We start from the raw sequence: 22,569 nt of genomic DNA on the forward strand, positions 1-22,569 counted from the left end.
CTCCCGGACTCGACGTTTCGAAGCGTCGGCTCCGGGCGGTACCCGCGAGCCGGTTAAGGGGAAGGCTGGCTGGAGGATCGAACGGGACGGGCGGGCGAACCCGGGACGGGGCGCTACGCTGGAACGCGACACGGGGTGCCGCGCATCGGGCCGGCTGAGATCCACACCCGTTGAACCTGTCCGGTTAGCACCGGCGAAGGGATGTCTCTTGTCTTCGACCCACCCCGCGGCAGCACCCGCGGCACCCTCAACCACGCCCGCGGCCGGCGCCAGTTTCCTGCAGACGGTGTTCCCGGCATCCAGGGCCGACACCGCCGGACCCGAGGCGTCGGCCGGCATGGCCCACGACGCCACCGGACGGGCCCCGGTTCCCCGGGTCCTGGCCATCGCCGGGTCCGACCCCTCCGGCGGCGCCGGGATCCAGGCGGACCTGAAGAGCATCGCGGCCATGGGCGGCTACGGCATGGCCGCCATCACCGCCCTGACCGCGCAGAACACCCGCGGCGTCCGGTCCGTGCACGTGCCCCCCGCCGCCTTCCTGACCGAGCAGCTGGACGCCATCGCCGAGGACATCACCATCGACGCCGTCAAGATCGGCATGCTCGGCGACGCCGGCGTCATCGACGCGGTGCGTGAGTGGCTGGAACGCACCCGGCCCGCCGTCGTCGTCCTGGACCCCGTCATGGTCGCCACCAGCGGCGACCGGCTGCTGCAGGAATCGGCCGTCGCGGCCCTCCACACCCTGCTGCCGCTCGCCGACCTGGTGACCCCGAACCTGGCCGAACTCGCCCTCCTGCTGGACGAACCGGTCGCCGCCGGCTGGGCGGAGGCACTGGAGCAGGGCAAACGCCTCTCCGCTCTGGCCGGAACCACGGTCCTGGTCAAGGGCGGCCACCTCGAGGAGGACGCCGACGGCGGTTGCCCGGACGCACTGGTCAACAGCGTCGGACTGCCCGGCAGCGAGACCGTGGTGGTGCCGGGGGAGCGGGTCGACACCCGCAACAGCCACGGCACCGGGTGCTCGCTGTCCTCGGCCCTCGCTACGGCCTACGCCGCCGGCGGGGACTGGGAGGCCGCGCTGCGACGCGTCAAGCCCTGGCTGCTCGGGGCGCTGCGCGAAGCCGGACGGCTCGACGTCGGCACCGGCAACGGACCCGTCCACCACTTCCACCACCTTGCCCAGCCGGCGGAACCGGCGCCGGAACCCGGCGCGGAACACTTCGCGGATCACCTCAAGGAACCCGGCGACTTCGCCGCTGGCCTCGAGCCCCTCGCCGCAGAGGGCCTGTCGGAGATCTACGCCCTGGACTTCATCCGGGGCCTGGCGGACGGGACCCTGCCGGAGCACGAGTTCGCCTACTACCTCGGCCAGGACGCGCTCTACCTCAACGGCTACTCCCGGGTGCTCTCCCGCGCCGCAGCGCTTGCCCCGACGGAGGCCGAGCAGCTGTTCTGGTCACGGTCGGCCGCCCAGTGCCTGGAGGTTGAGTCGGAACTGCACCGCAGCTGGCTCGCCGGGCGCGCCGGCACCCCGCGGCAGGGTCCGGTCACCAAGTCCTACGTTGACCACCTGCACGCCTCGTCCCTGGCCGGCAGCTACGGGGTCCTCGTGGCCTCGGCGCTGCCGTGCTTCTGGCTCTATGCCGAGGTGGGCGCCGCGCTGAACGCACAGTTCCTCGCCGCGGGAGCGGACGAAGGCCACCCCTACGCCGCCTGGCTGCGGACCTACGCGGACGAGGCCTTCGCCGAGTCAACCCGGCAGGCGATCCGCTACACGGACGCCGCCGCCCGCCGCGGTTCCGCCGCCGAACGGGGCGCCATGACCGAGGCGTTCGTCCACTCGGTGCGCTTCGAGGTGGACTTCTTCGACGCGCCGAGGCTGCACGCCTGACCCGGAACGGGAGCCGCGGCCGGTAAGGTGGTGGGGCGCGGTTCCCGAAAGCGGCTGCGGCGCCCGGTCCGATTCCTTGGGAAACGGCACTGTGGCACCGGTCACGCCCGACTCTCCGGGGCCTGCCTCGTTTGCGGCCGAAGGCGAAATTAGCGTAGTCTAGATCTTCGGTGCTTACGCCAACACTTGGGTTATGACCCTGAGGACCTGTCCACCCCACGCGGGACGGATGATCCACGGGATAGCTCATGGGTTCCCCCGGGGAGCCTGCCGGCGTTGAGGCACAGCGTGAGCCGCTCCGGTGTTTCGGGGCCAGGTTCCGCACGCAAATCTAGTAATAAACGTCGAGAGAAGTGAGTTCCCCAGTGGTGTACGCGATTGTCCGCGCAGGCGGCCGCCAAGAGAAGGTTTCTGTTGGAGACTTCGTTACCCTGAACCGCGTCCCCGGTGGAGCCGGCAGCACTTTTGAGCTGCCCGCACTGCTCCTGGTGGACGGTGACAAGGTCACGTCTGCCGCAGCGGACCTGGCTAAGGTAACGGTTACGGCTGAGATCCTGGAAGACCTCCGTGGTCCCAAGATCGTCATCCAGAAGTACAAGAACAAGACCGGTTACAAGAAGCGCCAGGGTCACCGTCAGGAACTGACCAAGGTCAAGATCACCGGTATCAAGTAACTTTCCGTTACTGATCAGGTTCCCGCAGTTTCCCAGAATTTTTTGAAGGCAGGCATTCCAAATGGCACATAAAAAAGGCGCGAGCTCCACTCGCAACGGTCGTGACTCCAACGCCCAGTACCTCGGCGTGAAGCGCTTCGGCGGCCAGGTTGTTTCCGCCGGCGAGATCATCGTCCGCCAGCGTGGCACCCACTTCCACCCGGGCGCCGGCGTTGGCCGTGGCGGCGACGACACCCTGTTCGCACTGACCCCCGGCGCTGTCGAGTTCGGCACCCGCCGCGGCCGTCGCGTCGTGAACATCGTGGCTGCTGCAGCCGCAGAGTAACACCTACGTTTCACAATCGGTGGGGCGGGCCAATGGGTCCGCTCCACCGGTGTTTTAACCGCATTACAATCATTCCGGGACCTTGCGGACCGGGAACAGCACTGAGGAGATCCACGTGGCCAGCTTTGTAGACCGGGTAGTACTGCACGTATCCGGCGGTACCGGCGGTCACGGGTGTGTCTCCGTCCACCGTGAAAAGTTCAAGCCCCTCGGCGGACCCGACGGCGGCAACGGCGGCAACGGCGGCGACGTCATCCTCCGCGTCGATCCCCAGACCACCACCCTCCTGGACTACCACCACGCCCCCCACCGGCACGCCACCAACGGCGGCCCCGGTATGGGTGACTGGCGCGGCGGCAAGAACGGCGAGACCCTGGTCCTGCCCGTCCCCGAAGGCACCGTCGTCAAGAGCAAGGACGGCACCGTCCTGGCCGACATGGTGGGGGAGGGCACCGAATACATCGCCGCCGCCGGCGGCCTCGGGGGCCTCGGCAACGCCGCCCTGTCCTCGCAGAAGCGCCGCGCCCCCGGCTTCGCGCTCCTCGGCATCGAGGGCGAATCCAGCGACATTGTCCTGGAACTGAAGTCCATTGCGGACATCGCCCTGGTCGGCTTCCCGTCCGCCGGCAAGTCCAGCCTGATCGCCGCCATGTCCGCCGCGCGGCCCAAGATCGCGGACTACCCCTTCACCACCCTGATCCCCAACCTCGGCGTCGTCCAGGCCGGCGACATCCGCTTCACCATCGCCGACGTGCCCGGCCTGATCGAGGGCGCCAGCGAGGGCAAGGGCCTCGGCCACCACTTCCTGCGCCACGTCGAACGCTGCGCCGCCCTGGTCCATGTCCTCGACTGCGGCACGCTCGAATCTGACCGCGACCCGCTCTCCGACCTGGCCGTGATCGAGGCCGAGCTGGAGAAGTACGCCGTCGACATGAGCTACGCCGGCAACGACGGCGAGGTCGTCCCGCTGAACCACCGCCCTCGGCTGGTCGCCCTGAACAAGGTGGACCTGCCCGACGGCAAGGACATGGCCGAGTTCGTCCGCCCCGAGTTGGAGAAGCGCGGCTACCGCGTCTTCGAAATCTCCGCCACCAGCCACGAGGGCCTGCGCCAGCTCGGCTTTGCCATGGCAGAGATCGTCAAGGCCGCCCGCGACGCCGTCGCCGCCACCCCGCCGAAGGTCGCCGCCCCGGTGCTGCGCCCCCGCGCCGTCAACGAATCCGGCTTCACCATCCGGCGCGAGGAGCGCGGCATGGAACCGCTGTTCCGCGTCCTGGGCGAGAAGCCGGTCCGCTGGGTCAAGCAGACCGACTTCACCAACGAGGAAGCCATCGGCTACCTCGCGGACCGGCTGGCCAAGCTGGGCGTGGAAACCGAGCTGTTCAAGCAGGGCGCCAAGCCCGGCGACGCCGTGGTGATCGGCGAGGACGACGGCGTCGTCTTCGACTGGGAGCCCACCATGATGGCCGGCGCGGAACTGCTGGCCTCCCCGCGCGGCACCGACATCCGCTTCGCGGACATCGGCGACCGGCCCACCCGCGGCCAGAAGCGCGAGGAACAGCAGGAACGCCGCGACGCCAAGGCAGCCGCCCGCGCCGAGCTCGAAGCCGAGCGCAAGGCCGGCATCTGGACCGAATCGGTCAGCGGCCGCCGCGCCCAGCAGCCGCTCAAGGAGAGTGGACTCGGCGACGCCGATGACCAGTAACGCCACCCGGGCCGGCGACGTGACGCCGGCCGTATTTCCCGGCCGGGCCCTCCTGGCCGACGCGCGCCGGATCGTCGTCAAGGTCGGCTCCTCATCGCTGACGTCCATCAAGGGCGGCATCGACGAGGAGGCCCTCACCGGCCTGGCCGATGCCCTGGCGCACAAGCGCAACGCCGGCACCGAGATCATCCTGGTCTCCTCCGGCGCGATCGCCGCCGGCCTGGCGCCGCTCGGCCTGGAGAAGCGCCCCCGCGACCTCGCCACCCAGCAGGCCGCGGCGAGCGTGGGGCAGGGCCTGCTCATGGCCCGCTACACCCACGCCTTCGGCGCCCACGGGGTCACTGTCAGCCAGGTCCTGCTGACCGCGGACGACTTCATGCGCCGCAGCCAGCACACCAATGCCTTCCGCGCCCTGGACCGGCTGCTGAACCTCGGCGTCGTGCCCGTGGTCAACGAGAACGACACCGTCGCCACCCACGAGATCCGCTTCGGCGACAACGACCGGCTGGCCGCCCTGGTGGCCCACCTGGTCCGCGCCGACGCGCTGGTGCTGCTCTCCGACGTCGACTCCCTCTACGACGGGCCGCCCGCACGCGGCGCCCGGAGGATCCCGCACGTCGCGGGCCCCCGTGACCTCGAGGGCGTCTCGATTGGCAGCACCGGCAAGGCCGGCGTGGGGACCGGCGGAATGGTCACCAAGGTGGAGGCAGCCTCGATCGCCGCCGGCTCCGGCATCCACGCCCTGGTCACCTCCACCCCGAACGCCGCCGCCGCACTGGCGGGGGAGGACGTGGGCACCTGGTTCTCCGTTAACGGCGCCCGCAAGCCCATCCGGCTGCTCTGGCTGGCGCACCTCGCGTCCGTCCAGGGCCGGCTGGTGCTCGACGACGGCGCCGTCCGCGCCGTCCGGGAACGCCACACCTCCCTGCTGCCAGCCGGCATCACCGCCGTGCAGGGGGACTTCGAGAGCGGCGACCCGGTGGAGATGGTCGGCGCCGACGGCACCGTGATCGCCCGCGGGCTGGTCAACTACGGCGCCGGGGAGCTGCCGCAGATGCTCGGACGCTCCACCATGGACCTGGGCCGCAGCCTGGGCCCTGGCTACGAGCGCGAAGTTGTTCATGTTGACGACCTGGTGCTGGTCTGACCCACCCACTCGCCTAAACTTGGAGCATGACTGAGGCCCTGACTTCGCACCCCGACCTGCCCCTGAACGACACGCCTGCCGCAGGCCTGCCGCCGGCGGCCCCGGGTGTCGAAGCCGCGGTCCACGCGATCGCCGACCGGTCCCGCGCCGCCTCGCGCGAGATGGCCCGCGCCAACCGGGCCTGGAAGGACCGCGGCCTGCGCGCCATCGGCGCCGCCCTCCTGGAGCACCGGGGCACCATCCTCACCGCCAACGCCAGGGACGTCGCCGCCGGCCGCGCCAACGGCACCTCCGCCGCGTTGCTGGACCGGCTGACGCTGAACGACACCCGGATCGAGGCCCTCGCCGCGGCGCTGGAGAACCTCGCCGGCCTGCCCGACCCCGTGGGCAACGTGGTGCGCGGCCAGACCCTGCCGAACGGGCTCCGGCTCCGGCAGGTGAACGTGCCCATGGGCGTCGTCGCAGCCATCTACGAGGCCCGCCCCAACGTCACCGTGGACATCGCCGGACTGGCGCTCAAGAGCGGCAACGCCGTGATCCTGCGCGGCGGCAGCGCCGCAGCCGAAACCAACATCGCCCTGATCAACGTCCTCCGCGACGCCTTGGTCTCCGTCGGGCTGCCCGCGGACGCCGTCCAAAGCGTCGACGAATACGGCCGCGACGGTGCCAACGTGCTCATGCGGGCCCGCGGCCGCGTGGACGTCCTGATTCCCCGCGGCGGCCGGGACCTGATCCAGACCGTCGTGACCAACTCCGCTGTCCCCGTCATCGAGACCGGCGAGGGCAACGTGCACATCTTCCTCGACGCCTCCGCGGACGAGAAGATGGCCGTGGAGATCCTCCTCAACGCCAAGACCCAGCGGCCCAGCGTCTGCAACACGGTCGAAACCCTGCTGGTGCACTCGGAGTCCACCGTGCTGCCCGCCGTCGCCGACGCCCTCCGGGCCGCCGGGGTCACCCTGCACACCGACGCCCGCGTCACCGCCGCGCTGCCCTCGGTGGAGACCGTGCCCGCCACGGACGTGGACTGGGCCACCGAGTATATGGACCTGGACCTCGCCGTAGCCATGGTCGACAGCATGGACGAGGCACTGGCCCACATCCGCTCCTGGTCCACCGGCCACACCGAGGCGATCGTCACCAACGACCTCGCCAACGCCGAGCGCTTCATCGCGGAGATTGATTCCGCCGCGGTGATCGTCAACGCCTCCACCCGGTTCACCGACGGCGGCGAGCTGGGGTTGGGCGCCGAGGTGGGGATCTCCACCCAGAAGCTGCACGCCCGCGGTCCGATGGGCTTGACCGAACTCACCACCACCAAGTGGATCGTGCAGGGCGAGGGCCAGGTCCGGGCCTAGTCACGCGGTACCATGGACTAAAGCCAGGAACGGTGGGATCCTCCGCCGTCGTCCATTTGTAGAACTCACTAGGGGAGAACATGCTGTTTCAGCAGATCGCCACGTCCGTTGCCGCAGCAGTGGCGCACGAAGAACCCGCTCCGCTCATCGCGCCGCCTTACGTGATCGGCGGCACGATGTTCGTGCTCCTCCTGGTCCTGATGTTCATCACCCTCTCCTACGGCAACCTGGGCAAGCGCCACAGCGCCGTCGAAGAGCACGCTGACCCGCACCGCCAGCACCCGAACAAGCACGACCACGGCCAAGGCCACTAATATTTCCGCCATCATGAAGCCGCACGGCGCAACACGCCGCCTGCGCCTGGGTGTGATGGGCGGCACGTTCGATCCGATCCACCACGGGCACCTGGTGGCCGCCAGCGAGGTCGCGGCCAAGTTCGGCCTCGACGAGGTGGTGTTCGTACCCACCGGGCAGCCGTGGCAGAAGAGCAGCAAAAAGGTCACCCAGGCCGAGCACCGGTACCTGATGACCGTCATTGCCACAGCGTCCAATCCGCGCTTCACGGTCAGCCGCGTGGACATCGACCGGCCCGGTCCGACGTACACCATCGACACCCTGCGGGACCTGCACACGCAGCGTCCCGACGCGGACTTGTTCTTCATCACCGGAGCGGACGCCCTGGCGCAGATCCTCTCCTGGAAGGACATCAACGAGCTCTGGTCGCTGGCGCACTTCGTCGGGGTGACGCGTCCCGGCCACGTCCTGGACGGCATGGGCCGCGACGACGTCACGCTCCTGGAGATTCCGGCGATGGCGATCTCGTCCACGGACTGCCGCGCCCGCGTGGCCGCCGGCAACCCCGTCTGGTACCTGGTGCCCGACGGCGTGGTGCAGTACATCGCCAAGTACGGGCTCTACGACGGCCAGCCGGAAACGGAACTGGACGTCCACCAGGTCCGCCCCGTCCTCCAACCACACCTAACCGCCAGTACCGAGTGAGCCTCCCATGAGTCAGGAACAGCCTCCCATCCGCAGCCGACGCGAACTGCGCCGTGCCAGGGATGAACGGCAGGCAGCGGAACCGGATAACTCCGGGAGCGCCGATACCCCCGGGAACCCGGGGAGTGCCGGCGCCGGTTCCGGCTCCCCGGAGAACGCCGCCGCTGCACGGCAGTCCCGGCCCGTGGAACCCACCGAGGCCGAGACCACCGGCCGCCGCCGGATCCCCGGCCCGGTAGACACCGTGCGCCGCGAGTCGCCCGCCGAGCGGTCCTCCCAGGTCCGTGCCCGTGACCGGGCCGCCCTGCGCACCATCAAGGAACTCGCCGAGAAGGAGGGCCAGCTCTCCCCGGGCGGCCCGCCCACCCGCCGGCAGCTGCGCCTCCAGCAGCTGGCCGAGGAAACGGCTCCGGCCACGTCGGCCAACCCGATCGTGCCGATGCCCTCGCCGCGGACGCAGCGGCACCCGGTGGTGGCTCCGAAGCGGGACGCCCCACCCGAAGCGGCTCCGCAGCAGGCTCCCGAAACGGCGGACGCTCCGGAAGCACCGGCCGCCCCGGAGGGCATGAGCGTCGAGCAGGCCCTTGCCGCCCGGGAACTCCTCGCAGCCCAGGCCCGCAACCAGGTGGCGAAGATGGAGCACATTGCCGCCACCGACCCCGACGCCGTCGACCCCGAGGTCCTGGCGCAGCAGATCGCCCTGGCCGAGCGGGCCGCCGTCCTGAACCGCCGCGCCGCGGCCAAGCAGAAGCTTGCCGAGCAGAACAGCCAGCAGGCGCCCCGGACCACCGCCGGCGTCCCGGAGGCGGGGGCCGAGGGATCCGCCCCCAAACCCGGCGCCCCGGACAACGGGCCCTCCACGGCCAGCAACCTGGCCATGGTCACCCCGCTGGAATTCGTCGAGGTGCCCGGCATGGAACGCCCGGTGATGAAGCGGCCGGCGACCTCCTACGTGCCGCTCGTGACCAACCAGGGTCCGAAAGTTCAGCCCCGCACCGGCCGCCGTCCGGCCAAGCAGCAGCGCGACGCCGGCCGCACCGGCGTCCTGGCCCGGGCCGAAGCCGCGGCCAAGGCCGGTCGGCGTCCCGCAGCAGGGGACCAGGTGCAGGACGCGCAGGCGCAGGAGGACCTGGCCGCCCGTCCGCCGGTCGCCGCCAACGCCGCCTACGGACTGGACCCGTTGGACGCGGCCACCGCCGGGCTCGGCCGGGCGCGGCGGCTGCACCTGCTGCAGCTCAGCGTCCTGGCCCTCGGCGTCCTGGCCCTCGTGGCCGGCGTCATCCTGATCATCACCGGCATGGGCCACTGACGCGGCCCGTGCCGCGGCCCGCCATCTATCACCAGCTTTCACCGTCCGGCCCCGGGCCGGCACCCCATTCACCGAGTTTCACCACAGTTTCATCACCAACAAGGAGTCCCGTGACTGCAACCGATTCAGCCATCACAACCGCCCGCCACGCCGCCCACGCGGCCGCGGACAAGCTGGCCGAAGACATCGTGGCGCTCGACGTCAGCGAACGCCTCGCCCTGGCCGACGTCTTCCTCATCGCGTCGGCCCCGTCCGAGCGCCAGGTCAACGCAATCGTCGACGGCATCGAGGACGAACTGTCCAAGCACGATCTCAAGCCCGTCCGCCGCGAGGGGCGCTCCGGCGGCCGCTGGGTGCTGCTGGACTACGCCGACGTCGTCATCCACGTCCAGCACGAAGAGGACCGGGTCTTCTACGCCCTCGAGCGCCTCTGGAAGGACTGCCCCGTGGTCGACCTGCAGCTCGGCGACGACGCGTCCGCCAAGGCCGCGGCCGGCACCGACGCGGAGTAGCCGCCAGCCCTCCAGGGCGGGCCCATCCTGAATATTCCCGATTTGGAATTTTCGGAAGTGGTGTTCTAAGATATTTGAGTTGCTTCGGCGGGAACGAGGTCGAAGCGGCGAGAATACGGGGCTGTGGCGCAGCTGGTAGCGCACCTGCATGGCATGCAGGGGGTCAGGGGTTCGAGTCCCCTCAGCTCCACCGTAATCCGCCGGAACCAACAGGTTCCGGCGGATTTTTTTATTGCCCGGATGCGCTCCGGAATCCCGCGAAGCCCCCCGGAAACCAGCCGGGACACGCCCGCGGGCGGCCGATTAGCATCCCGGGCCAAAGTGCATTACTCTAATCAGGTTGCTTGATCGGAACGGCATAAAAACCGGATCGGCAGGAAACGGTTCGGGGCTGTGGCGCAGCTGGTAGCGCACCTGCATGGCATGCAGGGGGTCAGGGGTTCGAGTCCCCTCAGCTCCACCGAACGAGGCCCCGCTCATTGAGCGGGGCCTCACCGCTTTAACCCTTCGGCCACCCCACCCACCATGACGAAACGGCGGAAACCGGACGTGTCGGACCATCCCCTCGACCTGCTCTTTGCCGGACTGCGGCGCTTCCCGGACGTGGAGGCCCCCAACCTCCAGGCCTGGGACGCCACGGACCGGCTGCTGCTGGACAACGCTGCCACCTTCCCCGACGGCGGCCCGGTGGCGGTCATCGGTGACAACTACGGCGCACTGACCCTCGGCCTCCTTGCCCTCGGGATCGCCGGCGCCGGTTCCAATCCGGAAACACCGGCGGTCCGGGTCCACCAGGACCTCATCACCGGAGAACGCGCCCTGCGCCTCAACGCCGACGCCGCCGGCCTCACCGGCGGTTTCATCCAGACAACCTTGCCCGACGCCGTCGACGGCGCCTCCCTGGTGCTGCTCCAGCTACCGCGCTCCCTCGCCGAGCTCGAAGAGATCGCCGACGCCGTCGCCCGCCACGCCGCTCCCGGCGCGGTGCTGCTGGCCGGCGGCCGGGTCAAGCACATGAGCCTTGGCATGAACGCGGTCCTGGCCCGCTCCTTCGAAGAGGTCCAGCCCCAGCTCGCGCGGCAAAAGTCCCGCGTCCTGGTGGCCCGCGGCCCGAAGCCGGCCGCGGGGGAGCCGCCGTACCCGGTGTCCCAGCACCACTCCGGCCTGGACCTCACGGTCTGCGCCCGTGGTGCGGTCTTCGCCGGCACCGGGCTGGACATCGGCACCCGTTTCCTCCTGGACTTCCTGCCGCAGATGCCCGCCGCCCGGCACGCTGTGGACCTCGGCTGCGGCACCGGCATCCTCGCCGCCCTCTATGCCCGGAGGCATCCGGAGGCCCGTGTGACCGCCACCGACCGCTCCGCCGCCGCCGTCGACTCCGCCCTGGCCACCGCCCGCGCCAACGGAATTACCACCGTGACGGGTCTGCAGGACGACGCCCTGAGCACCCTGCCCGACGCCTCGGTGGACCTGGTGCTGCTCAACCCGCCCTTCCACCTGGGCTCGGCCGTGCACGCCGGCGCCGGCCTCAAGCTGATCGAGGCCGCCGCCCGGGTGCTGGCGCCCGGGGGAGAACTCTGGACCGTCTACAACAGTCACCTGCAGTACCGGCCCGCCCTGGAGCGCCTGGTGGGTCCCACCCGCGAGGCGGGCCGGAACCCGAAGTTCACCGTCACCGCCAGCACCCGCCGGCCCGCGTAATCCGCGCGAACGTGACGGCTGCCTGTGTGGCAGCAACAGGCCGGTGACGTAGCATTTCCCTCATCAGCAGTACTTGCCCGATGACGTTGAGAGGTACCAGTGACTGAGAGCCGCACACCCTCGCCGCGGCGGGGAACGAACCTCCCACGGATGGGCGACTTCAACCTCACCGTCATCCTGGACGCGATCCGCCGTTCCCCGGCGGGACTGAGCCGGGTGGAGCTGGCCCAGATCGTCGGGCTCTCCCCGCAGACCATCTCCAACATCTCCCGCCGCCTCCTGGACCAGAGCCTGATCGTCGAGGCCGGCAAGGAGGGCACCGGCCCCGGTAAGCCCCGCACCATGCTGCGGCTGAACCCGGCCGGCATGTACGCCGTCGGCGTGCACGTGGACCCCGCCGTCCTCACGTTCGTCCTGCTGGACCTGGTGGGCGACGTCGTCCGGCACACCCGGATCCCGACGCCCGACGGGAGCGAACCCGGCGCCATCATCGACACCATCGCCGCCGAGATCAAACAGCTGATCGACGACTCGGGCGTGGACCGGGCCAAGATCGCCGGCCTGGGCGTCGCCTCGCCCGGACCCATCGACCTGGTGGCCGGCGCGGTCGTCGACCCGCCGCTGCTGCCGGGCTGGGACCGCGTGAACCTCCGCGACGCCCTGGCCGAGGCCACCGGCCTCTCCACCATCCTGGACAAGGACGTCACCAGCGCCGCCGTCGCCGAGACCTGGGCAGGGGGCCCCAGCGGCGCCGGCAGCTTCCTCTTCATGTACATGGGCACCGGCATCGGCTGCGGCCTGGTCCTCAACGGCGAAGTGGTCCGCGGCGTCTCCGGCAACGCGGGCGAGATCGGCCACGTGATCGTGGACCCGGACGGTCCCGAGTGCGACTGCGGCCAGCGCGGCTGCGTCAAGTCCTCCGCCATCCCGCAGGTGCTGGTGGCCAAGGCCGTCGCCACCGGCGTGCTGGACGGCCCCGAGGAGGGCCACAGCGCCCCCGCCGTTCAGGAGCGTTTCGCCGAGCTCTGCGCCATGGCCTACGGCGGCCACGAAGGCGCCGTCGGCATCCTCCGCGACTCGGCCGTGCTGGTCAGCCGCGCCGTGGCCGCGGTGATCAACGCCCTGGACGTGGACCGCGTCGTCTTCGGCGGCCCGTTCTGGACCTGCCTCGCCCCCGCCTACCTGGAACTGGTCCCCGGCCTCGTGGCAGGCAACAGCGACACCGGCAAGATCCACGGCGTGGAGGTGGTGAGCACGGGCGTGGGCGACGACGTCGGCGCCGTCGGGGCCGCCTGCCTGGTGCTGGAGCACATGCTCGCCCCGCGTTCCCAGCGGCTGCTGCTGGAGGGCTGACGCCCGCTGAGGACCGGGCGCCGGTCAACGGCGTTAGTCGATGTCCTCCAGGACCGTGCCGAACGGCAGGGTTTCGTCGATGTGGGCCTGATGATCGTGCGGGTGGACCACCACCCGCACCCCGTGGGACCTGTCCGCCGCGGACTGCATGAGGACCGGCCGGACGGTGTTCACAATGCCCTCGCTCTTGCCTGCGAGGTACTCCTGGTAACTGGCTGGAAGCTGGATCATGCCAGCAGGATAGACCCCGCCGCGTCCGCGGGGGAGGGGCTTCCGGCCGGGGGCCTGCTCAGGACTCCCAGAGGATCTCGTCGTCGACGACCCCGTCCTCGTCCGTGGAGGCGACGAGTACCTCATCGGTGAAGTGCGCGCCCAGGGTGAAGTCGAGGACGAAGTAGCGTTCGGGCTGGCCGGGATAGATGCCCACGTGGCCTAGCTTGAGGGCCTTGAGGAAGACCTGGTTGGTCAGCTGGGACTTGTCCTCGACGCCGAAGACCTGCCGCAGGTGTTCGGGCTTGAGGGCGTTGCAGTGGAAGCGCAGGTACTCCTGCGGGCTGCTGCCCTCCTGGTCCAGCTCCTCGGCGATCATTTCCCGCACCTGGTCCACCACCTCGGGCAGAAAGCGCAAGCGGTAGTCCACCTTGTGCAGGGCCGCCTCGTCAAAGTGGTCATGGGCGTTGACGTTCAGGTCCAGTTCCAGCGGGTGGCCGGCAAGTTCATGGGTGGCGGCGAAGTTATGGTCGCGCCCGTGGTTGAGCTCGATTTCTCCAAAATGCCGGCTGGATACCTTGCTCATGTCTTCAACATAGCCCTGAACCGGTGGCTGTTCCAGCATCACCGGGATTTAGCGGAATTTACCTGAAACCGCAGTCCGGGACGGGTGCGGTGACGGTACATTGATCGGATGCAGACCGTAGCCGCCGCCGTCGCCCGCGCCCGTGAAGAGTTCGACAGCGGGGTGACCCGGCCGTTGCAGTGGCGGCTCCAGCAGCTCGCCGCCCTGCGCCGCATGCTGGTGGAACGCCGGGCCGAGTTCGCGCAGGCCCTCTCCGCGGACCTGGGCAAGCACGAGACCGAATCGCAGATGACCGAGATCGGCTTCGTCACCGCCGAGGCCGCGCACCTGGAAAAACACCTCGCGGCCTGGCTGCGCCCGCGGCCGGTGCCCGTCCCGCTCTCCGTACAGCCGGCCAGGGCCTGGACCGAGCTGACCCCGCTGGGGGTGGTGCTGGTGATCGGGCCGTGGAACTACCCGCTGCAGCTGCTGCTTGCCCCGCTGGCCGGCGCCCTCGCCGCGGGCAACACGGTGATCCTCAAGCCCAGCGAGCACGCCCCCGCCACCTCCGCGGCCCTGGCCCGGTGGGTCCCGGAGTACCTGGCCGGCGCCGTGCAGGTGGTGGAGGGCGGCATCCCGGAAACCACGGAACTGCTGGCCGTCCCCTTCGACCACATTTTCTTCACCGGCGGGGAGGTGGCGGCCAAGGCGGTGCTGCGTGCCGCGGCGGAGCACCTGACCCCGGTCACGCTGGAACTCGGCGGGAAGTCCCCGGCCTACGTGGACGCCACCACGGACCTGGCCAAGGCGGCCCGGCGGCTTGCCTGGGGCCGGTTCATGAACGCCGGCCAGACCTGCGTGGCCCCCGACTACGTGCTGGCCACCGCCGAGGTGATCGAGCCGCTGCAACGGGAACTTGCCACGGCGGTCACGTCCCTGTTCGGCAAGGATGCGGCCGCGAGCGACTCCTACGGCCGGATCATCAACGACAGGCACTTTGACCGGCTCGCCGCGCTCGCGGACGGCAGCACCGTGGTGCACGGCGGGGCCCGGGACGCGGCCACCCGGTACTACGAGCCGACACTGCTCCGGCCCGCGCCCGGCGACGCGGTGATGGGGGAGGAGATCTTCGGTCCGCTGCTGCCGCTGCTCGAGGTTAGCGGCCCCGGTGAGGCGATCAGCGCCATCAACGCCCGGCCCAAGCCCCTGGCGCTCTACGTCTTCAGCGACGACGCCGGCACCCGCCGGGCGTTCTCCGAGCAGACCTCCTCCGGGGCGCTTTGCTTCGACGTCCCCGTGGCGCACCTGACCGTGCCCGGTCTGCCATTCGGCGGCGTGGGCGGCAGCGGGATGGGCGCCTACCACGGCGAGCACTCGCTGAAGACCTTCTCGCACGAGCGGGCCAGCCTGTCCAAGCCGCTGTGGCCGGAAACCCTCGGACTGATCTTCCCGCCCTACACCCGCCTCAAGCACCGGCTGATCAGCAGCTTCGTGTCCCCGGCCGGAAGGAACCCGGGAAAGAACCCCGGCAGGAACCACGGCGGGTAGCCCCGGGGCGGGGGCCGCGAGGACGGACTAGTCGCGGCGCGTGGTGCCCAGTTTCTGCAGGGTGTCGGCCAGCAGCTCCACGAACAGCTGGACCTGGGCGGTCTGCTTCTCCTTCGGCAGCAGCGCGAAGACGTTGCGCGCCAGCCTGATCTCGGGGACGTCCAGGACCACGACGCCGTCGGGCCGGTGCAGCAGGGCCAGTTCCGGGACCAGCGCCGCGCCCAGGCCCGCGGCGGCCATCTCCAGACTGGCGTGGAAGTCGTCGCTGTAGGCCACCACCCGGGGGTGCAGGTTGCAGCTGGCGAAGAGCCGCTCGATCACGGTGGCGTCGGAGGTGCCCGGGTGGTGCATGATCCACGGCATGTCCGAGAGGTGATCCGCGGCGACTTTTGATTCCGGGCCGATGCCCCAGCCGGCGGGCAGCACCACGCGGAAGTCATCGTCGCCGATCCACTGCCGGTTGACCGTATGCGGCCAGGCCAGGCCGGACTGACCCACCTGGTAGACCAAGGCGACGTCGAGCTCGCCACCGGTGCGCAGGCCCTGGATGGTCTGTCCGGGTTCGGCGACGGAAACCCGCAACTCGATGCCCAGCTTCTTCCATGCCGGGTTCTGCAGGATCCGGGGCAGCACGTAGGTGGCCAGGGACGGGAAGATGCCCAGCCGCAGCTCCTGGCGGGGGCTCTCGTTCGTGCGGGCCGCGGCCGCCATGAGCGCGTCGATGTCGGTCAGCACCTTCGCCGCGTGCCGGGTCATGGTGACAGCGGCGTCGGTGGGCTGGATGCTCCGGGCCGACCGCTGGAACAGCTCCACCCCGGTGTCCCGCTCAAGGGCGGACATCTGCTGGGAGACCGCCGAGGCGGTGTAGCCCAGCCGGGTGGCCGCCGCCGCGAAGGAACCCAACCGGACCACTTCGACGAGCGTCCTGAGGTGAACGGGGTTGATCACGGAATTGCCCTTCGGTGTTTGCGGTGGGGCGGGAGCGAAATCCCGCTTCATTCTGGCACATTGGTCCTAGGCGCCCGCCGGAAAAGTCAGACTCATCCGGCTGCCTCGCGGTGACGAATTGCCCTTAGCAAGTTCCACCAGGACGATTCAGGCGAAGCAACAGGAGCAACCAGTGCAGCAAGCAGCAAGCATCCCGGACGGACGCCGGGTTGCCGTGATCGGCAGTGGCGTGGCCGGCCTGACGGCGGCCTACGTGCTGAACCGGCGCGACCAGGTCACGCTCTTCGAGGCCGATACCCGGCTCGGGGGGCACGCCCACACCCATGACGTGCGCCAGGCGGACGGCTCTGTGCTGGGCATCGACACCGGCTTCATCGTCCACAACGAACGGACCTACCCCACCCTGTTGCGGCTCTTCCGGGAACTCGGCGTCCAGACCCAGGACTCCGAAATGAGCATGTCCATCCGCTGCGACGGCTGCGGGCTGGAGTACGCGGGGGCCCGGGGCGGTGCCCGCGGCATCATTCCCCGGCCCTCCACCCTGCTGCGCGGGCGCTACCTGCGGATGCTGCTGGAAGTCACCCGCTTCTACCGCCGCGCCCGGGCCCTGCTGGCGGAGGCGGACAAGACCGGCACCGCCGGCCCCGAACTGACCCTCGGCGAGTTCCTGGCCCGGGAGAAGTTCAGCGACTACTTCATCGCCCACTTCATGACGCCCGTGGTCAGCGCCGTCTGGTCCTGCGACCCGTCGACCGCCCTGGCCTACCCGGCGCGCTACCTCTTCACCTTCCTCGGCCACCACGGCCTGCTCGGCATCAAGGGCTCCCCGCAGTGGCGCACGGTCACCGGCGGCTCCCGCAGCTACGTGGACAAGGTCGCCGCCGTCCTGCCGGACGTCCGCACCGGCAGCCCGGTCCTGCGGGTCCGGCGCCACCCCGGCGGCCTGGAAGTCACCACCCGCGACGCCGCCGGCGCCGAGACGGCGGAGAACTTCGACGCCGTCGTCATCGCCACGCACCCGGCGCAGGCCCTGGCCATGCTGGCCGATGCCACGGAGGAGGAACGCGACGCCCTGGACGGCATGCCCTATTCGGTCAACCAGACCGTCTTCCACCGCGACGACGCCGTGCTCCCCGCCAGCGACAACGCCAAGGCCTCCTGGAACTACCGGCTCCCGGCCTGCGACGCCCGGCCGGACCGTGTGCTGGTCAGCTACGACATGACCCGTCTGCAGCGGCTGGAGCCGGTGGACGGCAAGCGCTACATTGTCAGCCTGGGCGAATCCGAACTGATCGGGGACGGCACGGTGCTGGAGCAGATGGTCTACGAACACCCGCAATACACGCCCGACTCGCTCCGGGCGCAGGAACGCATCCTGGGCCTGGGCGATGACCGGCTGGCGTTCGCGGGCGCCTACCACGGCTGGGGTTTCCACGAGGACGGCGCGCTTTCCGGCGTCCGGGCCGCCGCCCGGCTGGGCCGCGACTGGGAAGCCGACGGTCAGGGCACCCGCAACGCCGAACTGTCCCCGGCCGCGGAGGGCCTGTGAGCCGGGGTCCTGTGAACAGCGGTGCCGCCATCTACCGGACGTCCATCTCGCACGTCCGTCGCACCCCGCTGCACAACGCCTTCACCTACCGCAGCTACAGCTGGTACGTCGACGTCGACGCTCTCCCGGAGCTGCCCCGGCCGCTCCGGCCGCTGGCGGGCTTTACCGCCGCGGACCATCTGGGTGACCCCGACGGGACACTGCGCGGCAACGTCGAACGCTACCTCGCCACCCAGGGCATAGACCTGGGCGGCGGCCGGATTACCATGCTGGCCAGTGCCCGCGTCTTCGGCCACGTGTTCAACCCGCTGAGCCTGTTCTGGTGCCACGACGCCGCCGGGGAGCTGCGCTGCGTCGTCGCCGAGGTGCACAACACCTATGGGGAGCGGCACTGCTACCTGCTGGAGACCGACGGCGCCGGCCGGGCCACCGTGCCGAAGGCGTTCTACGTCTCACCGTTCAACGACGTCGACGGCCGGTACCGGATGAAGGTCCCCGAACCCGGCGACCGGCTGGCGGTCTCAATCGTCCTGGAACGCGAGGGGCAGAAGCCCTTCATCGCCACCATGGACGGCAGCCGCAGCCCGGCCACCACCGCCAACATTCTCGCCGCGGCGATCGCCGTCCCGCTGGCCCCGCTGCGGGTCGCGGCCCAGATCCGCTGGCAGGGCATCAAACTTTGGGCACGACGCCTGCCCATCATCAAAAGACCACACCACCCCTCACAGGAGGCAGTCCAGTGACCATGACCGAAGCGACCGGATCCCCGCAGGGATCCCAGGAACGCGACTTCGCTCCGACCCCCGCCGGATCCCCGGTGCCGTACACCGTGCCCCCGGCACCCGCCGTCGTCGACGCCGCCATCTGGCCGAGCATCGGCACCGTCCCCGCCGGGATCAAGGCCAAGGTGGCCGGCCGCGTGGCCGACGCCATCTTCCGCACCGCCGTGCAGCGCCTTCCCCTGGAGGTCCGCTACCCGGACGGCTCCGTCCTGGGCGAGGCCGGCCAGGGTCACCCGGTCATGACCATGCACCGTCCCGACGACTTCGCGGCCCGCCTGGGCGACGGCGGACTGATCGGCCTGGGCGAGTCCTACATGGCCGGCGACTGGGACGCCGATGACCTCACCGCCGTCATGGAGGTCTTCGCCGCCCGGGTGGGGAAGCTGGTACCCGAACCGCTGCAGAAACTGCGCGGGCTCTACCTGCCACGCACGCCCCGGACCGAGAAGAACACCGAGCAGAACACCCGCTCGAACATCTCCCGGCACTACGACCTCTCGAACGACCTGTTCGCGACCTTCCTCGACAGCACCATGACCTACTCCAGCGCGCTGTTCCCCGAAAGCGGCGACGCGTTGCGCGCCGTGGTCTGGGAGGATCTCGCCGCGGCGCAGCAGGCCAAGATCGACCGGCTGCTGGACAAGGCCGGCGTCACCGCGGGCACCCGGGTCCTCGAAATCGGCACCGGCTGGGGCGAGCTGGCCCTGCGCGCGGCCGCCCGGGGCGCCACCGTCTACTCCGTCACGCTCTCCAGCGAACAGCAGGAGCTGGCCCGGAAGCGGGTGGCCGAGGCCGGGTACGCCGACGCCGTCACCATCGACCTCAAGGACTACCGCGCCGTGCAGGGGCAGTACGACGCCGTGGTCTCGGTCGAGATGATCGAGGCCGTGGGCTACGAATACTGGGCAACCTACTTCAAGACCATCGAGCGGGTCCTGGCGCCCGGCGGTAAGGTGGCAATCCAGGCCATCACCATCGGCCACGACCGGCTGATCGCGACCCGCACCAGCTACACCTGGGTGCACAAGTACATCTTCCCGGGCGGCGTGATCCCGTCGGTCCGCGCCATCGAAGAGATCACCGAGAAGCAGACCGGCCTCCGGGTCCGCGAACGCCTCGCCATGGGTGAGCACTACGCCCAGACCCTGCGCCTCTGGGAGGAGCGGTTCATGGCCCGCGGCGGCGACGTCCGCGCCCTGGGCTTCGACGAGATCTTCCAGCGGATGTGGCTGTTCTACCTCTGCTACTCGCGGGCCGGGTTCGAAACCGGATACCTGAACGTGCAGCAGATCGTGCTGGACAAGGTCTCCACCCGGGCCTCCGCCGCCGAGGCCGCTGCCACCCAGGCCTCTGCTCACGAGCGGGGCACCAAGTGAGCGGGGGACTGGCCGGCACCATCGCCGAGGTCCTGCGCCCGGTGGTCCGCGGCGAACTGCCCGTCCGGCTGGTCGTCTGGGACGGCAGCGAGGCCGGTCCGGCGGGCGCCCCCACGGTGCGGCTGAACTCGCCCGCCGCCATCCGGCGCCTGCTCTGGGCGCCCGGGGAGCTGGGCGCCGCGCAGGCCTACGTCACCGGCGAACTCGACCTCGATGGCGACCTCAACTCGGCCCTGGCCCACATCTGGAAGGTGGTCCGGGACCGCAACCTCGCCGGTATCCGCCCCACCCCGGCGCTGCTGGCCGGCGTGGCCAGGATCGCCAAGGAGGCCGGTGCCCTGGGCGCCCCGCCCGAGCCGCCGGCCAGCCAGGCCAAGGTCAAGGGCCGGCTGCACAGCCTGCTCCGGGACCGTGCCGCCATCAGCCACCACTACGACCTCAGCAACGACTACTACGAGCTGATCCTCGACCCGCAGATGGCCTACTCCAGCGGGTACTGGACCAACCACCTCGAGGACAGCCACGCCGCCGAAGGCTACGGCCTCGAGGACGCGCAGCGGGACAAGCTGGACCTGGTCTGCCGCAAGATCGGCCTCAAGCCCGGCATGCGGATGCTGGACATCGGCTGCGGCTGGGGTTCGCTGAGCCTGCACGCGGCCCAGCACTACGGCGTCGACGTCGTGGGCGTCACCCTCTCCGTGGAGCAAAAGGCGTTCATCGACCGCCGGATCAAGGAGCGCGGGCTCGAGGGTCGCGTCGACATCCGCGTCCAGGACTACCGGGAAATCCCGGACGGCCCGTTCGACGCCGTCGCCTCCCTCGAAATGGGCGAGCACGTAGGCCAGAAGAACTACCCCGTCTACGCGGCCGCGCTGTTCAACAACGTCAAGCCCGGCGGCAAGGTCCTTATCCAGCAGATGTCCCGCCACGGCAAGCACCCCGGCGGCGGCCCCTTCATCGAATCCTTCATCGCGCCGGACATGCACATGCGTCCGGTGGGGGAGACGCTGGGCTTCCTGGAGGACGCCGGGCTGGAGATCGAGGGCGTCCTGGGCATGCGCCGGCACTACGTCTACACCCTGGAGGCCTGGTACGAGCGGTTCGAGGAGAACCACGACGCCGCCGTCGCCATGATGGGCGAGGAAATCGTCCGCGTCTGGCGGCTCTACCTGGTGGGCGCGCTGCGCAGCTTCGCCGAGGGCCGGATGGGCGTGGACCAGATTCTCAGCAGCCGCCCCGAGTAGGAGCGCTCCACACCAAACGCAGAAGGCGGCCACCGGAGGGTGGCCGCCTTCTGTCGTGCCGGCCACCCGGCTTTTCGTCCACCCGGGGGCGTGCCGTCGCCCACTCAGGCTCGTGCCCTACCGCACGGCACCCCGTGGCCCCACGCACAGGAGCGCGTGCCGTCACCCACAGGCGCCCGTGCCGCGGTGCACTACATGTAGTGCCGCCGCTCACTCAGGGCCACCAGAAATGCGCCCCGCGACACGCCGTGAATGTGCGACACGCGGGGTGGTTAATTGTGGCTAACCTGTCCACAGGGTGTGGACGAGGCCGCGAAAAAAGCCGCGATTCCGGACATTTTGAGACCCTCTGCTTGTGGATTAACGGTGGGTTAAATGACATACTTGTAATACATCATCTTGGGGTCCGCGCCGGGCTCTTGCACTACATGTAGTATCGACATACAGTTCGAGCGGAGCGGTTACAGGCCGCAAGGCGAGGCGGGTTCCGGGACGCGAAAGCAATACCGGGCAGGCCCCACCGGACCCGAACCACAGACTTCAACTAAGGGGACCAGGACATGACCGTAACGGTTTACACGAAGCCGGCCTGCGTGCAGTGCAACGCAACCTACCGCGCGCTCGACAAGAAGGGCATCGCCTACCAGAGCGTCGACATCTCCCAGGATGCCGAGGCCCTCGAGCGCCTCAAGTCCCTGGGCTACATGCAGGCCCCGGTCGTCGTGACCGACCAGGACCACTGGTCCGGCTTCCGCCCGGACAAGATCGAGGAACTGGCCCAGGCCTCCGCAGTCGCGGTCGCCTGAAAGCCTTCCCACAGCAGCACCACACCGGATGAGGTGACGACCATGGCCGCACCGGCAACCGCCGGGCCGCCGCTGGCAGCGACGACCGTGGACTCAGCCACGGATTCACAGCCAGTGCAGACCACCGGCAGCCACCTCATCTACTTCTCCTCTACGTCGGAAAACACCCGTCGCTTCGTCCGGAAGCTCGGCGTCGACGCCGCCCGCATTCCCCTCCTGGCGAGGGAACCGGCGCTCGTGGCCACCGAGCCGTATGTCCTGGTGGTTCCCACCTACGGCGGGACCGGGGGAGAGGGATCCGTTCCGAAGCAGGTCATCCGCTTTCTGAACGACCCGAGGAACCGGCAACAGCTCCGTGGAGTGATCGGGGCGGGCAACACGAATTTCGGGGACAACTACTGCATGGCCGGCGACATCATCGCCGCCAAATGCAACGTCCCGCACCTATATCGATTCGAACTCATGGGGACGCCGGAAGACGTCGGCCGAGTACAACAAGGATTGGAAGAATTTTGGACACGACTGTCGCAGACGAAGTGACCGGGGCTCACGCCGTGGAAAAGCACA

General features: G+C 69.8%; 22 protein-coding genes, 2 tRNA genes and 1 riboswitch. Of the genes, 21 read left to right on the top strand and 3 right to left on the bottom strand.

The features are described 5' to 3' along the window. The first annotated feature begins 121 nt into the window (after positions 1-121). A riboswitch (TPP riboswitch) is annotated at positions 122-219 on the top strand. A gap of 118 nt (positions 220-337) precedes the next feature. From QWJ39_RS09855 to QWJ39_RS09920, 14 genes are all read left to right on the top strand, one after another. Beyond that, the gene (locus QWJ39_RS09855; RefSeq protein ID WP_290257882.1) at positions 338-1,891 is read left to right on the top strand and encodes a bifunctional hydroxymethylpyrimidine kinase/phosphomethylpyrimidine kinase; all 1,554 of its coding nucleotides are present in this window, start codon (positions 338-340) and stop codon (positions 1,889-1,891) included. A 365-nt stretch (positions 1,892-2,256) separates the two neighbouring features. Next, positions 2,257-2,565 (top strand): 50S ribosomal protein L21, encoded by a 309-nt coding sequence (gene rplU, locus QWJ39_RS09860; protein WP_290257883.1) that lies wholly within the window; start codon positions 2,257-2,259, stop codon positions 2,563-2,565. Between the two features lie 61 nt (positions 2,566-2,626). Next, positions 2,627-2,890, top strand: coding sequence for a 50S ribosomal protein L27 (rpmA, locus tag QWJ39_RS09865; protein ID WP_009372867.1), 264 nt, complete (start codon positions 2,627-2,629; stop codon positions 2,888-2,890). Between the two features lie 115 nt (positions 2,891-3,005). Beyond that, the gene (gene obgE / locus QWJ39_RS09870; RefSeq protein ID WP_290257622.1) at positions 3,006-4,595 is read left to right on the top strand and encodes a GTPase ObgE; all 1,590 of its coding nucleotides are present in this window, start codon (positions 3,006-3,008) and stop codon (positions 4,593-4,595) included. Further along, on the top strand, positions 4,585-5,742 hold the full coding sequence (gene proB / locus QWJ39_RS09875; RefSeq protein WP_290257623.1) for a glutamate 5-kinase: 1,158 nt from the start codon (positions 4,585-4,587) through the stop codon (positions 5,740-5,742). The genes obgE and proB overlap by 11 nt, the downstream gene beginning before the upstream one ends. A 26-nt stretch (positions 5,743-5,768) precedes the next feature. Further along, complete coding sequence (locus QWJ39_RS09880; RefSeq protein WP_290257624.1) at positions 5,769-7,100, top strand: glutamate-5-semialdehyde dehydrogenase; 1,332 nt, start codon at positions 5,769-5,771, stop codon at positions 7,098-7,100. An 80-nt stretch (positions 7,101-7,180) separates the two neighbouring features. After that, complete coding sequence (locus tag QWJ39_RS09885; RefSeq protein ID WP_290257625.1) at positions 7,181-7,414, top strand: hypothetical protein; 234 nt, start codon at positions 7,181-7,183, stop codon at positions 7,412-7,414. Between the two features lie 13 nt (positions 7,415-7,427). Next, positions 7,428-8,099: a nicotinate-nucleotide adenylyltransferase gene (nadD, locus tag QWJ39_RS09890; RefSeq protein WP_290257626.1), complete on the top strand. Its 672-nt coding sequence runs from the start codon at positions 7,428-7,430 to the stop codon at positions 8,097-8,099. A gap of 7 nt (positions 8,100-8,106) precedes the next feature. Then, positions 8,107-9,408, top strand: coding sequence for a hypothetical protein (locus tag QWJ39_RS09895; RefSeq protein ID WP_290257627.1), 1,302 nt, complete (start codon positions 8,107-8,109; stop codon positions 9,406-9,408). Positions 9,409-9,518: 110 nt separating this feature from the next. Beyond that, positions 9,519-9,920: a ribosome silencing factor gene (rsfS, locus tag QWJ39_RS09900; RefSeq protein WP_290257628.1), complete on the top strand. Its 402-nt coding sequence runs from the start codon at positions 9,519-9,521 to the stop codon at positions 9,918-9,920. Positions 9,921-10,037: 117 nt separating this feature from the next. Next, a tRNA-Ala gene (locus QWJ39_RS09905) sits at positions 10,038-10,110 on the top strand. Positions 10,111-10,307: 197 nt separating this feature from the next. Next, positions 10,308-10,380, top strand: a tRNA-Ala gene (locus QWJ39_RS09910). Positions 10,381-10,469: 89 nt separating this feature from the next. Next, positions 10,470-11,621 carry a class I SAM-dependent methyltransferase gene (locus QWJ39_RS09915; RefSeq protein ID WP_290257629.1) on the top strand — a complete coding sequence of 384 codons (1,152 nt, stop codon included), beginning with the start codon at positions 10,470-10,472 and terminating at the stop codon, positions 11,619-11,621. Between the two features lie 150 nt (positions 11,622-11,771). Continuing rightward, positions 11,772-12,974, top strand: coding sequence for an ROK family transcriptional regulator (locus QWJ39_RS09920; RefSeq protein WP_290257630.1), 1,203 nt, complete (start codon positions 11,772-11,774; stop codon positions 12,972-12,974). Positions 12,975-13,007: 33 nt separating this feature from the next. Here QWJ39_RS09920 and QWJ39_RS09925 read toward each other — a convergent pair whose 3' ends face one another. Together QWJ39_RS09925 and QWJ39_RS09930 are read right to left on the bottom strand one after the other, a co-directional pair. Next, complete coding sequence (locus QWJ39_RS09925) at positions 13,008-13,205, bottom strand: hypothetical protein (protein WP_290257631.1); 198 nt, start codon at positions 13,203-13,205, stop codon at positions 13,008-13,010. Between the two features lie 58 nt (positions 13,206-13,263). Beyond that, positions 13,264-13,770, bottom strand: a complete 507-nt coding sequence (locus QWJ39_RS09930) for a DUF2004 domain-containing protein (protein ID WP_290257632.1) — start codon at positions 13,768-13,770, stop codon at positions 13,264-13,266. A 108-nt stretch (positions 13,771-13,878) separates the two neighbouring features. Here QWJ39_RS09930 and QWJ39_RS09935 point away from each other — a divergent pair, with 108 nt between their 5' ends. Further along, positions 13,879-15,297: an aldehyde dehydrogenase family protein gene (locus tag QWJ39_RS09935; RefSeq protein WP_290257633.1), complete on the top strand. Its 1,419-nt coding sequence runs from the start codon at positions 13,879-13,881 to the stop codon at positions 15,295-15,297. A gap of 27 nt (positions 15,298-15,324) precedes the next feature. Here the strand turns inward: QWJ39_RS09935 and QWJ39_RS09940 are convergent, their stop codons facing one another. Continuing rightward, a complete protein-coding gene (locus tag QWJ39_RS09940; RefSeq protein ID WP_290257634.1) occupies positions 15,325-16,245 on the bottom strand; it encodes a LysR family transcriptional regulator in 921 nt (306 codons plus the stop codon). Positions 16,246-16,417: 172 nt separating this feature from the next. Between QWJ39_RS09940 and QWJ39_RS09945 the strand changes: the two genes are divergently transcribed. The 6 genes from QWJ39_RS09945 to nrdI all read left to right on the top strand — a co-directional run bounded on the left by QWJ39_RS09945 (position 16,418) and on the right by nrdI (position 22,542). Continuing rightward, a complete protein-coding gene (locus tag QWJ39_RS09945) occupies positions 16,418-17,794 on the top strand; it encodes an FAD-dependent oxidoreductase (protein ID WP_290257635.1) in 1,377 nt (458 codons plus the stop codon). An 11-nt stretch (positions 17,795-17,805) separates the two neighbouring features. Then, the gene (locus QWJ39_RS09950; RefSeq protein WP_290257884.1) at positions 17,806-18,537 is read left to right on the top strand and encodes a DUF1365 domain-containing protein; all 732 of its coding nucleotides are present in this window, start codon (positions 17,806-17,808) and stop codon (positions 18,535-18,537) included. Positions 18,538-18,539: 2 nt separating this feature from the next. Next, positions 18,540-19,952 (top strand): class I SAM-dependent methyltransferase, encoded by a 1,413-nt coding sequence (locus tag QWJ39_RS09955; protein ID WP_290257885.1) that lies wholly within the window; start codon positions 18,540-18,542, stop codon positions 19,950-19,952. Next, complete coding sequence (locus QWJ39_RS09960; RefSeq protein ID WP_290257636.1) at positions 19,949-21,196, top strand: cyclopropane-fatty-acyl-phospholipid synthase family protein; 1,248 nt, start codon at positions 19,949-19,951, stop codon at positions 21,194-21,196. The genes QWJ39_RS09955 and QWJ39_RS09960 overlap by 4 nt, the downstream gene beginning before the upstream one ends. Positions 21,197-21,756: 560 nt before the next feature. Then, positions 21,757-22,002 carry a glutaredoxin-like protein NrdH gene (nrdH, locus tag QWJ39_RS09965; RefSeq protein WP_120949950.1) on the top strand — a complete coding sequence of 82 codons (246 nt, stop codon included), beginning with the start codon at positions 21,757-21,759 and terminating at the stop codon, positions 22,000-22,002. Between the two features lie 42 nt (positions 22,003-22,044). After that, positions 22,045-22,542, top strand: a complete 498-nt coding sequence (gene nrdI, locus QWJ39_RS09970) for a class Ib ribonucleoside-diphosphate reductase assembly flavoprotein NrdI (RefSeq protein ID WP_290257637.1) — start codon at positions 22,045-22,047, stop codon at positions 22,540-22,542. Positions 22,543-22,569 lie beyond the last annotated feature (27 nt).

Source organism: Arthrobacter sp. YD4, assembly GCF_030410515.1.
In the GTDB taxonomy this organism is placed as follows: Bacteria; Actinomycetota; Actinomycetes; order Actinomycetales; family Micrococcaceae; genus Arthrobacter.

Bases quoted from the DNA above. Each gene is read 5' to 3' on its own strand.
- QWJ39_RS09880 (WP_290257624.1), top strand. From the start codon at position 5,769: ATGACTGAGGCCCTGACTTCGCACCCCGACCTGCCCCTGAACGACACG.
- QWJ39_RS09925 (WP_290257631.1), bottom strand. From the start codon at position 13,205: ATGATCCAGCTTCCAGCCAGTTACCAGGAGTACCTCGCAGGCAAGAGC.
- nrdI (WP_290257637.1), top strand. From the start codon at position 22,045: ATGGCCGCACCGGCAACCGCCGGGCCGCCGCTGGCAGCGACGACCGTG.
- QWJ39_RS09920 (WP_290257630.1), top strand. From the start codon at position 11,772: ATGGGCGACTTCAACCTCACCGTCATCCTGGACGCGATCCGCCGTTCC.
- QWJ39_RS09930 (WP_290257632.1), bottom strand. From the start codon at position 13,770: ATGAGCAAGGTATCCAGCCGGCATTTTGGAGAAATCGAGCTCAACCAC.
- nrdH (WP_120949950.1), top strand. From the start codon at position 21,757: ATGACCGTAACGGTTTACACGAAGCCGGCCTGCGTGCAGTGCAACGCA.
- nadD (WP_290257626.1), top strand. From the start codon at position 7,428: ATGAAGCCGCACGGCGCAACACGCCGCCTGCGCCTGGGTGTGATGGGC.
- QWJ39_RS09955 (WP_290257885.1), top strand. From the start codon at position 18,540: ATGACCGAAGCGACCGGATCCCCGCAGGGATCCCAGGAACGCGACTTC.
- proB (WP_290257623.1), top strand. From the start codon at position 4,585: ATGACCAGTAACGCCACCCGGGCCGGCGACGTGACGCCGGCCGTATTT.
- QWJ39_RS09885 (WP_290257625.1), top strand. From the start codon at position 7,181: ATGCTGTTTCAGCAGATCGCCACGTCCGTTGCCGCAGCAGTGGCGCAC.
- QWJ39_RS09855 (WP_290257882.1), top strand. From the start codon at position 338: ATGGCCCACGACGCCACCGGACGGGCCCCGGTTCCCCGGGTCCTGGCC.
- QWJ39_RS09935 (WP_290257633.1), top strand. From the start codon at position 13,879: ATGCAGACCGTAGCCGCCGCCGTCGCCCGCGCCCGTGAAGAGTTCGAC.
- QWJ39_RS09895 (WP_290257627.1), top strand. From the start codon at position 8,107: ATGAGTCAGGAACAGCCTCCCATCCGCAGCCGACGCGAACTGCGCCGT.
- rpmA (WP_009372867.1), top strand. From the start codon at position 2,627: ATGGCACATAAAAAAGGCGCGAGCTCCACTCGCAACGGTCGTGACTCC.